Below are 13,316 nucleotides of genomic sequence, written 5' to 3'. Positions count from 1 at the left end.
AATATAACAACAACATCATCGGGCGTGAAAGAGAACATGAGCCGTGTTGTTCATCAACTGCTGACGATCTTTACGAGCTTCTCGCCGAGCGCCGACACCTCCTCTCGCTTCACCCAGATGCGGTACACGCCGCGCTCGATCCGTTCCAGACCGAGCCCCGCGGCGTGCAGGGCGTCCCCGCCGGTGTACTCGATGAGCAGCTCGGCCTCCCGCGCCGTGTGCACCAGGAACGGGGCGCCGTGCCACTCGCAGACGGTCGTCACGTGCCAGACCGCCGAGCAGTCCGCGGCGGGAACCGCGCGCACGAACCGGCCGGGCGCCACCTTCTCGAAGCCGTCGGCGGGCGCCGAGCCGTACAGGCGCAGGTGAAGCCGGCCGTCGACGAGGTCCGCCGACGCCTCGTAGTCGGTCCCGGCCCAGCGGGCGCGGTACGGCTCGCGGCTCACGCGTCCGCCACCATGAGCCAGCGGCCGTGGTCGGCGTCGTACCTCGCCTGCGTACGTTCCTTCCCGTCGGCGGCCAGCTCCACGATCTCGGCGCCGTGCGGCAGGCCGATGCCGTCGATCTTGTACTCCCTGATGGTCTCGGTCGCGTTCGGCACCAGGCCCATGCCGGCGAACGGCGGCTCCTCGATCACCCAGCCGGCCATCGCCAGGCGGCCCACCTCGTCGGTGCCGCCGTACGGCGTGCGGTAGAGCTCCAGTCCGATCGCCGGCCAGCGCAACAGGTTGACCGCGCCCTCCGCGGTGAGCGCGTCCTCCTGAAGCAGCGCGTCGGCGAGCACGGAGGGGGTCGCGATGTGCGCGACGTCCAGGGCGTGATGGCAGTAGCCGGAGATCCGCGGCCGCTCGCCGGCCAGCAGCTCCTGAAGCTGCGCCACCTCGAGCAGCTTCTGCACGATCGGGATGCCGCTGTCCGGCTCGGCGGCCAGGTCCTGCTCCAGCGTGGGCACCGCCAGCCTCGCGACCGTGCCGGGTTCGAGCAGGAACGACGGCTCCAGCCCAGGGTTGACCGCCAGGCCCCAGCGGGGATCGGGCCAGCCGGCCGCCAGCTCGACCAGCGACAAGACCCGGAAATGCCGGACGGCGTCGCCGGTGGCCTCCCGCATCGCCTCCGCCGAGGTGTACACCACCACCCACACCCGATCCGCCCCGAGGAACGTCGGCCAGGCGATCCGCTCGTCACCCCTGGCGGCGGCGTCGGTGACCGGGCAGGCGAAGTCCGCGTACCGCAACAGCGTGAGACAGGTGGTCAGGTCCTGCCGGCCGTGCGCCTCCTGGAGTCGCTTCTCGAACGCGCTCGGTGCCTGCATGGCGACACCCTAGTAGGTTCCCTCGCACCCCTGTAGGTTGCGGGTGTGACGGATCGGCCGGTTGCCCGCACCCGCGACGAGGCTCTCGTATACCTCGACCTGAACCCGTGCGAGTGCGGCTCTGTGGAGACCGAGTGGGACAGCGGCGTGGTCAGCGTCGAAGGTTCGCTGGTCACGTGCTACTCGGGCGTCTGCGAAGGTTGCGGCGCGGAGCGGGAGCACCTGTTCTCGCTGCCGCGGCGCGAGACCATGCCGGTCGGCTGGCCGGCTTTCGGCGGGACGGAACCGTCGGAGTTGCTCGATGCCGGGGAGTGGATGTGGCTCGCCGACCTCACGGCCGGCAACGTCCCCGACGACCCGGAGAACGCTCGCCGGACGTTGTCCATGGCGCGCGCGGCCGTGGAGGAAGTGCTCAAGTTCATCCCCGAGGGGCGGGACGACGTCCCCGCGGAGGCGTTCTGGACCGCACGCGGACGGGAGGTGCGTGCCGCCGAGCCCCCTCGCTTCCGCCGCGACCGCCTGCAGGTCGTCAGGGACACCTACCGCGACCTCGCCGGCCGTTGACCGCGGGTCAGTCCCGGTCCTGGTGTCCGTTGAGCGCCTGGCGGCGGTGCTCCCTCGGGCTGATGCCGTAGGCGGCGCGGAAGGCGCGGCTGAACTCCGCACCGTTCCTGAAGCCCCAGCGGATGCCGATCTCACCGATCGGATGCTCCGCCAGCCGGGGGTCGGCCAGGTCGCTGTGGCAGCGTTCGAGCCGGCGCCGCCGAATCGTGGCGCTGACGGTCTCCGGTTGTTGCTCGAACAGCGCGTGCAGGGTGCGCACGGAGATGTGGTGGTGCGCGGCGACGCTCGACGGCCCCAGCTCGGGGTCACCGAGATGGTGGTTGATGAAGACGTCGATGTGCGTGACCAGAGTCCGGTGGCGGCTCTCGGCCGGCAGCCGGTGGTCGGCGTCGAGGCGACCGGCGACGAACGCGGCGGCCAGGTCCAGGCCGATGCTGCCGAGCCTCGGCAGGTCGGCGGGGTGGCAGTCGCCGGCGTGCTCGCGCAGACCGGTGAGATAGTGGGCCAGCAGCGCTCCCGAGCCGGTCCGGGCGGGGAGCCTGGCGGCCAGCAGGCGTTCCACCTGGCTCCGTGGCAGGGGCAGCGCGTCGCGCGGCAGGAACAGGATCGTCAACCGGGTCAGCCCGCCGACGTCGAGGAATTCGGTGGTGTAGGGGGAGGAGGTGTCGAACAGCGACATGTCGCCGGCCTGTAACAAGGAGTCGTTGCGCTGCTGCCGCAGCCGTACCGGGTTGTCGTGGACGAGGAAGAGCTGGTAGCCCTCGGGGTCGTACTGCCTGATGTGGGTGGGGGTGCGCCGGCCCGCCAGCGGCGACATCGTGAACTCGCCCACGCGCACGCGCGACAGGTCGATGGAGTGCACCCGGCCGTAGAAGTCGTCGGCGTGCTCGCTGGACAGCGACGTGGGCGCGATCTCGTGCGCGGCCATGTGCGCCCACCACTCCAGGCGATCCTTCTTCGGGATCGGGTCGGTGGACACGGAGACCACCGGGCTCGGTCTGACGGTGCGGTGGATCCAGGAACTCCGGAACTGGTGATCGCACACCGCATCCACGCTGTCGGCCACCGTCCAAGGGTCCACAACCCGGGCCCCGGCCGCAAGACCGGCGGCACAACGGCCGCCGAAAGATCAGCGGCCCGCGACCGCCCCGCTCCCGGCGCCCGCGAGCCGTCTCATCGCGGGATTTTTACTGCTGACGGCTGGTCACAGGCGGGCGATCCACTCGTGACTCGTGAGGACGTCAACACCCCTGGCCGGGAACACGCGATTGATCAGAAAGTCGTGCACGTCCGGTTCCGCGTCGGCACAGGCGTCGCTGAGCACGGTCACGCCGTAGTCGCGGTCGGCGGCGTCGTAGAGCGTAGCGGCGACCATCGCCCCGGTCGCGACACCGGTCAGCACGATCGAGTCGATGCGCTGGGCGCGCAGGAGCCGATCGAGGTCGGTCGCCGCGAACGCGCTGGCACGGCGCTTGAGAACGACGGCCTCGCCCGGCAACGGCTCGATGCGCGGGTGCACGAGCGTTTCGGGTGATTCCTCGTGGAACAGCGTCCCCGCCCCTTGCAGGGCGCTGATCAACTGGTTTCCCGCTGCCACATCAAGGCCTGAGGCCCTGAGCCCGAAACGCACGAAGATCACCGGGATTCCGGCGGCTCTGGCCGCGGGAAGAACCCTCTCCACGGCGGGAAGCACGGCGGCGGCGAAAGGGTAGTTGTCCACGATGCCCGCCTGCAGGTCGCCGACGATGAGCGCGGTGGTGGTCATACGGGTTCCTTGTCTGTACGGCGCGCCATCGGCCATCCTCACGGCGTACCTTGGCGTTGTTGTCATCGATCTCGTACTGACCTCGTACTGATCTGGTACGACGATAGTGGGACAGATCCGCTTATGATCCATTGGCCGCGGCGCAGGCGGCTTGGGTCGTAGACCGCACTATCGGCTCCATGTCCACCACAACCAGCCCCTGACTCGCTCGAACCTCGATGGCACGAGCCCAAGGTCCGATGTCACAGGACACCCCCGTTGGCGACGACTACCCGCTCGCGCGTGTCGCCGTCCTCGTCTTGCCGTCCTCATCGCGAAGGGGGGCGATCGTGACCTTGACGAGGATCGGACAGGAGCCCTCGGGCAGCTCGGCGAGAGCAGGGCTGCCAGCCGCACCATGCGCGGCGCGGTGGTGCTGCGGTTGTTTCAGACGTCGTTGACAGAGAAGTTGCGGGGGATAGCGGCTTCACACGGTCGTCCGCATACGAAGGTGCTCCTTCAGAGGAAAACGCGAGCAATGTCAAGCCACTTCTGCGCGTCCTCGCCGACTGCCGTGAGGTCAGTCTGGGCTCGGGACCTTTGGGTGACTCGAAGGCAGAAGTCGAGGGCACTGCCCTGAACCCGCTGCATGGCATCTTCTGGGCCCCACGCCCAGGTTTGGCCGTCGGGACCAGTCAGCTCGACACGGAACGGCTCTGCCGGAGCAGGCACTTGGGCGGCATGGAACGACAGCTCTCGCCCTACCACTCCCAACGAGGCCACATGCTGGAGCCGACCCGTCGGACGGCGTGAGACACCCAGCGCATCGAAAACGTCCTGCCCGTGAGCCCACGTTTCCATCAGTCGAAGCGGCACCATGAGCGCTGCGGTCAACTGCGAGCCGTACCACGGAAACCCATGGTCCAGTGGAAGGTCACGTAGCTCCGCCGCCACCTCGGTTCGACCAGCCCGCCATTGTTCCAGCAGTACGGATCGCGGTTTGGCTGCTCCTGCGGCGGCGTCGAGATCAGCGTATTGGCTGCCTGCGGCTTCCGCCTGCTTCAGCACAACGTCGAACGCCTCCGGAGTCCGTATGGCGATGAGAACGTTCGCATCAGCTGAAGCAAGATGAGCGATCTGGTGGGCGATCGTCCACCCTGCTGCCGGCGTAGGCTTCGACCAGTCGGCCTGCGCTGATACCAGGGCGTCAAGCTCATCCCCTTCAGCCACCAAGTCGGGCAGAGCAAGGCCGAGCTCTACACCGGACATGTCCAGGCCGTAGTTCAAGATCGGTGTCGCCTCCACGCGTTGACGGCAATGGGCTTGTCCCGTTCGGGCGGGCAAAGTTGATCTAATGTGGGCAGGCTACCCAGGTTGATCTCGGCATGCCGAGCTGGCGTCGCCGACATCGCCCCTGACAGGTTGGGAACCGTGAGCAGCCGGCCTCCTGGACGCCACGCGCAAGGCCAGATCGCTCCCGCTCAGGTGAGCGGGCGAGTGACGGGCCACCGCGCTTGTCGTCGCCGAGGCCGTCAAGGAACGCCACGAGGCTCGCGACGGAGCCGGCCTCGATGCGGTCGAGCACCTTCTGCTCGGCGTTCATGCGAGTGCCTCGATTCGGGCCCGGCATGACCTGTTCTCGATCACGGGGACGCACCCATTGATCCGCACCGACAACGGGCGCGGCGCGTTCCCGGATGAGCTGAGCCGGCAGCGTCAGCACCGCGAAGGTGAGGGTGGCCACGGCCCGGGGAGGTGCGGCGATCGGCAGGTGCGGGATCCGCGTCGCGTTGGCCGCGTTGGGGATGCTCGGGCTGTGGCTTCGGGTTGCGGTCCGCGGTCGCGGTGCTCGCCGGAAGCGACCGGACACCCCGGTTGAACGCCTCGCAAGGCTCCTGGCGGCCTGCGCCTGAACCTAGAAGCGGTGGATGTTCCTGCAGCCCCTGGTCACGGCGTCGTTTGCGCCAGTTCTTCAAGCTGCTGGACAACCTTGTCGATCGGCGCAGAAGCGTCGATCTCGACAGTGGAGGTGGCCCTGAGCAGCGGCTCCACGTCGGCCAGGTCGCGCAGGATGGCCGCACGTTCCTCAGGGCGCTTACCGAAGGGGTTGTTGGTTCGCGTCGCGATGCGAGCAAGCATGATCTCAGCGGGAGCGCTCAGCAGTACGACGTGGTCGAATCGCGGGTAGAACCGACCCTGATTGGACTTGCAGCCGGCCACGAAGAGGGCGCCCTCACGGTGGTCGGCGAGCAGGTCGCTGATGGCCGACTCCCGCCACACCCAATCAGTGGATCCGTCCGGCAGAGTCACCCAGTGGCTCCACCGGTCGGTGTCAGTGTCGACGGCGCGATGACCCCGGGCCGCCAGCACCGCCAACGCCGTGGACTTGCCGGTGCCCGACATGCCGGTGACCAGGATCTTCGCCATCGGCCGAGACTACCGGACCGCCCTGATCTCGGTCGGCTTCGTATGACCGAGGTTGGCGATCCGACGCTCACAGGCACCCGGATGAACGCGCCCCTGAGGCCGGCTTGACCTTGTCACCAGCGTCAACGTTTACCGTCGCGACATGAACAGCTTGGATCGGGTCACCCTCCTCAAGTACGACCAGAGCTTCTTCGACGCCCTCGTGGCAAGCGATCTCGCCGTTCTGGAGGAACTGCTGGCGGACGACTTCGTCCTGGTCGGGGTCGAGGACGGGGCCGTCGCCGACAGGGGGATCCTGCTCGACCTGGTGGCCTCCGGCTCCCTCCGGTTTCCGCGGATCCACTCGTTCCCGGACGAGGCGATCGTCCGGGTCATCGGCACAGTAGGCATCGTCGTCGGGCGTACCGGCATGAACTTCACTACCTCCGACGGCGCCACGTTCAGTGCCGGAAGCCGCTACACCCACGTCTACGCCGCCGACGCCCACGGCACCTGGCGCCTCGTCTCCGCCCAGGGCACCGCGATCAAGGCCTGATCCAGGCCGGGACAGCGGTCAGGGGAAAGCGGCCCCTGCCGCTCGGTGAGGCGTCAGGGGCCACGGTGTGCGTCGTGCCCTAGCCGGTGGAGGACCGCGGTCCTCCACGCGCCCCTCTCCGGTGGGACGTGGGAGCGGCCTGCGCAGCCGGGCTGCTCAAAGCCGTTCAGCAACTCGGCGGCACGCTCGGCCTCGCCCTGCTCGGCACGCTGTTCCTCCGTACGGGCGCGGCCCCCACCGCCTTGTGGGCCGCCGCCGCGCGCCTGCTCGCCAACGGCCTCGCCACCGCGTTCATGATCGGAGGACGGCTCCGAGACGCTGATCAGGCGACGGAAGAACTTCAGCAGGCGCCTCGACTGGCCGCCCACGATGCGTGGTCACTTCGGAACCCTGTCACCTGTCCGTACGGCGCAGCGGGTTGCTTGCGAACACCGCTCGACGTCGGGCCTGGGCCGGTCTGCGGTCTGGGCGCCGTCGGCGGCCCGTGTTCGTCGGCCCCCTCGGCGAGCCGGCCGCGCTGCTGTAGCGCGCGAATGGTTCCCAGGTTGAGCGTCCGCGCCCGCGCGTGAGGGCCCAGGGCGTGACGCTCCGCATCGCGAACGTAATCGCCGGATCGCGGCGTGACCTCAGCTCAGGTCAAAGATCGACTTCCTTTCCCAGAACGGCAACACGTAGTTGCACAGCTTGCAGATCATGAGCGCCACCGGGTTGGGAAGGTAGCCGTTCTTGTTGTCGATGCGGCCGTCCTGCCGCGTGAATTCGGTGCTGTGGCACAGCGGGCAGGTGAGCTGGGGTGTGGTCACTCTCGCGCAACGAGCGGGTGGTCATCCGAGTTCCACTACCCGGCGAACACTCCTCAGTCCAACCCGCGTCCGCCCTCGAGGCCGATCAAGCCTCGTGATGCAGAGGGCGACGGCGGGTAGTCGTCGACGGTCATGGAGTTGTAGAGGCGCGCGCTCTTGGTGGTGAGGCGGAGGAGGGCGCGGCTGGGCCCGGCGGGCAGGGCGGAGATCAGGCGGGCACCCTGGGCCAGCCCCCACACCCCGAGGCGGGACGTGGGGACCAGGGTCTTCGCCGCGCTCAGCGCGACCGCGCGGCTGCCGCGCACGTGCTCGGCCATCGCCCGCTCGTAGGCGGGGAAGGCGCGCTCGTGGTCACCGCCCGCCCGCGCCAGTTCCCCGGCGAGGACGTACGCGCCGACGACGGCCAGGCTGGTGCTGCCGCCGACGGCCGGGCCGGGGCAGTAGCCCGCGTCGCCGACGAGCGTCACCCTTCCCCGCGACCAGGTGTCCATGCGGAGCTGTGTGATCGAGTCGAAGTAGAACGCCGGGGCGCGGTCCAGCTCGTCCAGCCAGCGGTCCACGTCGGCGTTCATGCCCTCGAACGCGCCGCGCAGCAGTTCCTTCTGCCGGGGCACGTCGCGGTGGTGGTAGTCGAGCTCGCGCTCGCTCCGGAACAGGAACAACGCCCGCGCGTCGCCGAGGTGCCGCGCGCCGTACATGCCGGCAGTGCGGCCGACGCCGACGTGCATGTGGAGCTCGCCGTCGAGGCCGGAGACGTTGGGCAGGGTCAGCACCCCGAGGTAGGCCCCGACGAAGTCGCTGAAGCGGGACTCCTCACCGAAGACAAGGCGGCGCACGTTGGAGTGCAGCCCGTCCGCGCCGACGACGAGGTCGAAACGGCGCGGCGCGGCGTTCTCGAACCGCACCTCTCCGCCGGGCGAGATCGCGCTGATCGAGTCGCCGAAGACGTACTCGACGTCGTCGCGCGTGGCGTCGTAGTAGATCTCGCTCAGGTCGTCGCGCATGATCTCGACGTGCCGGTCGGAGGTAGCGCTGAAGATCTTGGAGAGGTCCACCCGGACGGGACGCCGTGCGCCCTCCGGGTGGACGGTCATCCGGTTGGTGCCGGTGGCCCGCTCCTCGACGCGCGGGAGCACGCCCATCTTCTCCGAGATGTTCGTCGCGGGCCGGAACAGGTCGACCGCGTGCCCGCCCGTCTTGCGCAGCACGGGGGCCCGTTCCACGACGGTGACCTCGAAGCCGTATCTCGTGAGCCAGTAGGCCAGCACCGGACCGGCGACGCTGGCACCGGAGACGAGAATCCGCATGGCACCTTTCCTTGTCATTCAGTCCACCCGTACGGCGTGGATCGCGGTGAAGGCCAGCAGGGGAGTGGCGGTCCGCGACGGATCCTCAAGCAGGGGCGAGTGCCCGAGACCGGGCAGCAACTCGACCTTCGCGCCCGGAACGGCGCGGTAGTCGGAGGCGGATGAGGATCGCCATCTGCGGTCGTCCTCACCGAAGATCACCAGGAGCGGCTTGCCCAGGACCGCCAGCCGATCCGGGAGCGCCCGCTGCTCCATGTAATGGCGGGTGGCCTGCATCGTCGTGGTGAGCGTGTGGTAGGTCATGGCGCGCGCGTCGTCCAGGAGCTCTTGTGGGATCTGGTAGCCCGCACGGCTGAAACCGGTGCTCGCGAACTGGCGGAGCTGCTCGTCGGTCGGCGGCCACTGCGAGGCTGCGAATGCGGCGGACTCCGGTGCGATGAAGGCGTCCAGGCTGGGGCCGGTGTTGATGAACGCGAGCGCGGTCACCAGGTCGGGCCGCTGTTCGGCGAGGGCGGTGGCGACCGCGCCGCCGCTGGAATGGCCGACGACCACGGTGTGCTCGACGCCGAGCAGGTCCAGGGCCGCGCCGACCCTGCGTGCCTGGTCCGGGAGCGCGTAGCTGCGGTCGGCCGGTTTGGCCGACCGGCCGTGCCCGAGCAGGTCGATCCGGATGACGCGGTGAGATCCGGTCAGCAGCTGAACCATCGACTCCCACGATCGGGTCGAGGAGGCGGACCCGTGGATGAGCAGGAGTGCGGGGGCGTCGCGGGGGCCGTCCTGGCACACGTGGATGTCGCCGTCGTCCATCGGCAGGGTCGAAATCTGGGTGGCCTCGGCGCCGCCGGTCACGTACGGTCCGCCGTCAGAAACAGTCATGAGTCCACTGTCGCCGCCGGTACGCGCCGGAGGATTGGACAAATGTTCCCCTCCGTCGGCTCGCTAGCATGGGACGGTGCGGACGTTCGTACACGATGCGGCTGTGTGGGGCGTCGCGTGCCCGCGGCGGCCCAGCCGGGTGGCAGGTGTCAGCATGGCCGGGTTCCGTGTCCGTGACCTGGACGCGCTCCGGCTGGTCCCGCACCCGGCCGTGACGCTGCTGGTGGAGTTCGGCGCCGGTTCGCCCGTCGTGGACGATACGGCCGGGCGGCAGCAGCGGGGAAGTGTCGTGGCCGGGCCCGGGGTCGGGTCCGGAGGCGCGGTCTGGGCGCGGGGTGAGAACGTCGAGTGCGTGCAGGTGCGCCTGTCCCCGGTGATCGCACGCGCGGTGCTGGGCGTCTCCCCCGCCGAGCTCGACGGCACCGTGGTGGCCCTCGAGGACCTGTGGGGCCGTGAGGTGTCCCGGATCCGTGAGCGACTGGGCGATGTCTCGTCGTGGCAGGATCGCTTCGCGTTGATGGACGCGCTGCTCGCCCGCCGGCATGAGGCGGGGCCGCCGGTGGACCCGGAGGCGGCCTGGGCCTGGCACCGGATCGTCGGCAGCCGTGGCCTGGCCCGGGTCGACGGACTCGCGGCCGAGGTCGGGTGGAGCCGTAAGCGGCTGTGGTCCCGGTTCCGGTCGCAGCTCGGCCTGCCGCCCAAGCGCGCCGTGAAGCTGGTCCGCTTCGACCATGCCGCCCACCGCCTGGTCGCGGGTGAAGCCGCGGCCCAAGTCGCGGCCGACACCGGCTACGCCGACCAGTCCCACCTGCATCGGGACGTCATGGCGTTCACCGGGGCGACCCCCGCGACCGTGGCCGGCGAGCCGTTTCTCGCCGTTGACGACATCGCATGGCCCAGCCGCGGAACACCCGACAGCCTCACGTCTCCAGGGATCTCCGGCTCGGTCGCCGGCCGGAGATGAGACGTAGACCAGCTGTCGCGCACGGTCAAGGACCGGCGGCGGGACTCGGCATGGTCGGCACCCCGCATCCGGCCTTGATCGGTCCCGCCGGGACGACTAGCCTGAGCGCCGTGCTGCCGGAAGGCGCGGCCGAGGCGATCGCGTCCCGCGGAAAGGACCCCGACCACGCCGCCATGGAGTTGGGGACTGACTGACGATGAGCGCGGAAGAGGATTTCCAGCAGGTCGGCGCCGAGCTGGCCGACCTGGGTGTACGGATCTCCAGGATGATGGGGAGTCCCGCGCTCAAAGATCAGGCGGGGAAGGTGTTCGCGAGCCTGCAGCGCGACGGCGCGATGGTGTTCCGGCTGGTCAGGGACACCCCCGAACACGCAGCCGCACTCCAGCTGGCCGGGGCGTCCCTGTTCGACCCCTCGGGCCGGGGCAGGGTGGTGAAGGACTGGGTCGTCGTGCCCCACTCCTCGGCCGAGAAATGGACGGATCTGGCCGAGGCCGCCCTCAGCCGCCCACGCTGACGGGGCGGTCAGAGATCCAGGTCGGAGCCGCCGAAGCGGTCTTCGAGGAACCTGCCCTGGTCGCGCAGAGCCTGCTCGTCACCCCGGTACACCGACTCGGCGACCTTGCGGAGCTGGGCGTCCAGCAGGTCGAGTTGGGCCAGCAACTCCTCGTGGGCGCTGCGCTGCCGCTCGCCGCGCCGCGTGAGCGCGTACGAGCGGGGCAGGTTGGCGTAGGCCTCCAGGCTTGACGGCAGGTAGTCCCTGATCGTCTGCGACACGATGTGCAGGTGGTCGGGGGAGGAGGTGAGCGCGTCCGCGCGGCGCAGGATGTCGCGCAGTACCTCGGCGAGCTCGGCGACCTCGGTCGCCACGTCGTCGGGGAAACGGTTCCGGCCGACCTTGGCCAGCAGCGTGTCCAGCTCGGCGAACAGCTGCCGGCTCTCCACCTCCGCGTGCGAGATCGTCAGCTTCACCCGGTCCGCCGGCGCGAGCAACGCCCCGACGCCGTACAGCCCGGCCACCACCACCGGCCAGTACGCCCCGGCCACCCCGAGGAACACCAGCACCACGCCGACCAGCGCCAGAGCGCATCCGGCGATGTTCTTCGTGGATCCGGCATAGGCGAGGACCCGGGCGGCCGGGCTACTGGTAGCCACGGATCTCCTTGAAGGCCGCCGTCAGCGATCCCGAGCGGGCGTCGAATGTCGCACCACCCGTGAGCTGCGCGACCTGATTCATTTCCGCCACGTCGCTGTCACCGAAGAGCACGACGAAGGCCGGGAACTTCACCTGCAGAGAGCGGTAGTACGAGGCGAAGTCGTCGTAGGAGCTGCCGTCCGTGTTCTCGCCGTCTGTCATCAGCACGATCGAGGTGAAGTCCGCGGACGGTGACGACCTCGCCTGCTCGTAGGCGGCGCGCAGACTGTCGAAGATCGCCGTACCGCCCGTGGTCCGCAGCGCCTCGCCGTACGAGCGGATCTGCCGGAGGACGGGGTCGGCGTTCCGCTCGGGCAGCGTGAACGTGCGCGGCTCCCCGGGCGTCGAGTTGAACGGGATCATCGTGACCGTCTCGCGGTTGCGGAAACGTGAGAACGTCCCGCTCACGGAGGTGTCGGCTCCGGCCAGCGCGGTCAGCGCCTGCTTCAGCGCATCGAGGCGATCACCCTCCATCGATCCGGAGGTGTCCAGCACGAAGAGGGTCCTTGAGGGCTCGCGCACCTGGTTGAGGTAGACGCCGATGAGCTCGTCGGCGGCGCTGCGCCGGTTGGGGAACGGCAGCTCCACCAGGGACGCCGATCCGAAGCGCTGGTCGGGCCGCACCTCCGGCACGAACGGCCGCCGGTAGGTCGTCGTCATGATCTCGCGCTGGATCTCGGGCTCGCGCAGCCAGGCGGCGAGCTTCCCGTACAGCGCCTTCTTCTCCGCTCCGGCCGAGTTCAGCAGCGTGAGCGGGTAGTCGGCCGTCACGACGCCGTCGGTCGGGTAGATCAGCGTGAGCGGCTCCTCGAGCTTGCCCGAGGCGTTGAGACCGAGAAGCACGGACTCGTAGTTCACCAGCCCGTCCACCGTGCCCTGTTTGATGTACGCGTCGGCGAGCCAGCCGGAGGAGCCCGCGGTGAGCGTCTGCGCCGAGAAGAACTCCGTCAGCTTCGGCGTCACCGCGTCGATCTGGGCCTGGTCCAGGGCCTCCCCGGCATCCGAGAGTGCGGCGGTCACGCCGACCAGCGCGGAGAATCCGGAGTTGGAGGCGGCCGGGCTGGTCATGCCGAAGGTGAACTTGTGGGCGCGAGCGGCGGCGGCGATGTCGTTCCAGGTCACGGGTTCGGTGTCCCAGCCGAGCTCGCGGGCCTTCGACTGCTTCAGGCCGAGCAGTACCGGCGAGGCCATGACCTTGGTCTGGGTCGACAGCCGCGCGGTCGCCCCTTCGATGAGCGACAGGTAGCGGTTGGAGGAGAACCAGGTCGCGTCGTACGTGCCGTCCGCGCCGCCGCTCCCCACCTGCTCCGCTCCGTCGACGGTCCCGGAGTACGACAGCGCGACCCGCACGCCGACGGCCTCCTGCGCCCGTTCGAGCAGCGGCTCGAGGTCCTTGATCTCGCTGCCTGCGAGGACGCGGAGCACGTCGGGGCCGTTCACGGGCTCGGAGGGGGAGCCCGAACCGCCGCAGGCCGCCGACACGACGAGCAGGGCGATCACGGCAAGCGCCCGCCCGGCCGGTCGCATCGTGAGCACTCGGGAGGCGGTGGCACGCGTGGCGGCGTAGGCCGGCCTTCGCACCCGGGGAGCCC

General features: G+C 69.6%; 15 protein-coding genes. 4 read left to right on the top strand and 11 right to left on the bottom strand.

The annotated features are described in order from the left end of the window. Window positions 1–53: 53 nt before the first annotated feature. Together ACWDLG_RS23780 and ACWDLG_RS23775 are read right to left on the bottom strand one after the other, a co-directional pair. Entirely contained in the window at window positions 54–446 is a 393-nt protein-coding gene (locus ACWDLG_RS23780; RefSeq protein WP_449923262.1) for a hypothetical protein, read from the bottom strand. Then, on the bottom strand, window positions 443–1,312 hold the full coding sequence (locus tag ACWDLG_RS23775; RefSeq protein WP_449923259.1) for an SseB family protein: 870 nt from the start codon (window positions 1,310–1,312) through the stop codon (window positions 443–445). The genes ACWDLG_RS23780 and ACWDLG_RS23775 overlap by 4 nt, the downstream gene beginning before the upstream one ends. 45 nt (window positions 1,313–1,357) lie before the next feature. Here ACWDLG_RS23775 and ACWDLG_RS23770 point away from each other — a divergent pair, with 45 nt between their 5' ends. Continuing rightward, a complete protein-coding gene (locus tag ACWDLG_RS23770; RefSeq protein ID WP_449923256.1) occupies window positions 1,358–1,876 on the top strand; it encodes a hypothetical protein in 519 nt (172 codons plus the stop codon). Between the two features lie 7 nt (window positions 1,877–1,883). Here ACWDLG_RS23770 and ACWDLG_RS23765 read toward each other — a convergent pair whose 3' ends face one another. The 4 genes from ACWDLG_RS23765 to ACWDLG_RS23750 all read right to left on the bottom strand — a co-directional run bounded on the left by ACWDLG_RS23765 (window position 1,884) and on the right by ACWDLG_RS23750 (window position 6,047). Next, complete coding sequence (locus ACWDLG_RS23765) at window positions 1,884–2,855, bottom strand: AraC-like ligand-binding domain-containing protein (RefSeq protein ID WP_449923253.1); 972 nt, start codon at window positions 2,853–2,855, stop codon at window positions 1,884–1,886. A gap of 225 nt (window positions 2,856–3,080) precedes the next feature. Further along, window positions 3,081–3,641: a cysteine hydrolase family protein gene (locus ACWDLG_RS23760; protein ID WP_449923250.1), complete on the bottom strand. Its 561-nt coding sequence runs from the start codon at window positions 3,639–3,641 to the stop codon at window positions 3,081–3,083. 498 nt (window positions 3,642–4,139) lie between these two features. Further along, window positions 4,140–4,925: a TIGR03084 family metal-binding protein gene (locus ACWDLG_RS23755; RefSeq protein ID WP_449923247.1), complete on the bottom strand. Its 786-nt coding sequence runs from the start codon at window positions 4,923–4,925 to the stop codon at window positions 4,140–4,142. Window positions 4,926–5,567: 642 nt separating this feature from the next. After that, window positions 5,568–6,047, bottom strand: coding sequence for an AAA family ATPase (locus tag ACWDLG_RS23750; protein ID WP_449923244.1), 480 nt, complete (start codon window positions 6,045–6,047; stop codon window positions 5,568–5,570). A gap of 142 nt (window positions 6,048–6,189) precedes the next feature. Between ACWDLG_RS23750 and ACWDLG_RS23745 the strand changes: the two genes are divergently transcribed. Then, complete coding sequence (locus ACWDLG_RS23745; RefSeq protein WP_354908692.1) at window positions 6,190–6,582, top strand: nuclear transport factor 2 family protein; 393 nt, start codon at window positions 6,190–6,192, stop codon at window positions 6,580–6,582. A gap of 626 nt (window positions 6,583–7,208) precedes the next feature. Here ACWDLG_RS23745 and ACWDLG_RS23740 read toward each other — a convergent pair. Genes ACWDLG_RS23740 through ACWDLG_RS23730 form a run of 3 tightly spaced genes read right to left on the bottom strand, consistent with a single transcriptional unit; the run spans window position 7,209 to window position 9,568 of the window. Next, the gene (locus ACWDLG_RS23740; RefSeq protein ID WP_449923240.1) at window positions 7,209–7,385 is read right to left on the bottom strand and encodes a hypothetical protein; all 177 of its coding nucleotides are present in this window, start codon (window positions 7,383–7,385) and stop codon (window positions 7,209–7,211) included. A gap of 53 nt (window positions 7,386–7,438) precedes the next feature. Then, a complete protein-coding gene (locus ACWDLG_RS23735) occupies window positions 7,439–8,692 on the bottom strand; it encodes an FAD-dependent monooxygenase (protein ID WP_449923237.1) in 1,254 nt (417 codons plus the stop codon). An 18-nt stretch (window positions 8,693–8,710) separates the two neighbouring features. Then, entirely contained in the window at window positions 8,711–9,568 is an 858-nt protein-coding gene (locus ACWDLG_RS23730; protein ID WP_449923234.1) for an alpha/beta fold hydrolase, read from the bottom strand. 154 nt (window positions 9,569–9,722) lie between these two features. Here ACWDLG_RS23730 and ACWDLG_RS23725 point away from each other — a divergent pair, with 154 nt between their 5' ends. Continuing rightward, on the top strand, window positions 9,723–10,532 hold the full coding sequence (locus tag ACWDLG_RS23725; RefSeq protein WP_449923231.1) for a helix-turn-helix domain-containing protein: 810 nt from the start codon (window positions 9,723–9,725) through the stop codon (window positions 10,530–10,532). 196 nt (window positions 10,533–10,728) lie between these two features. Beyond that, entirely contained in the window at window positions 10,729–11,046 is a 318-nt protein-coding gene (locus tag ACWDLG_RS23720) for a hypothetical protein (protein ID WP_449923228.1), read from the top strand. Window positions 11,047–11,054: 8 nt separating this feature from the next. On the opposite strand, the gene ACWDLG_RS23715 is transcribed toward ACWDLG_RS23720, so the two are convergent. Next, window positions 11,055–11,684, bottom strand: coding sequence for a hypothetical protein (locus ACWDLG_RS23715; protein ID WP_449923225.1), 630 nt, complete (start codon window positions 11,682–11,684; stop codon window positions 11,055–11,057). Next, window positions 11,671–13,305, bottom strand: coding sequence for an extracellular solute-binding protein (locus ACWDLG_RS23710; protein WP_449923222.1), 1,635 nt, complete (start codon window positions 13,303–13,305; stop codon window positions 11,671–11,673). Before ACWDLG_RS23710 ends, ACWDLG_RS23715 begins: the two co-directional genes overlap by 14 nt. Window positions 13,306–13,316 lie beyond the last annotated feature (11 nt).

It is taken from the genome of Nonomuraea sp. NPDC003727 (assembly GCF_053586935.1).
Note: the sequence above shows the minus strand (reverse complement) of the source record. Positions and strands in the feature narration are given on the sequence as shown.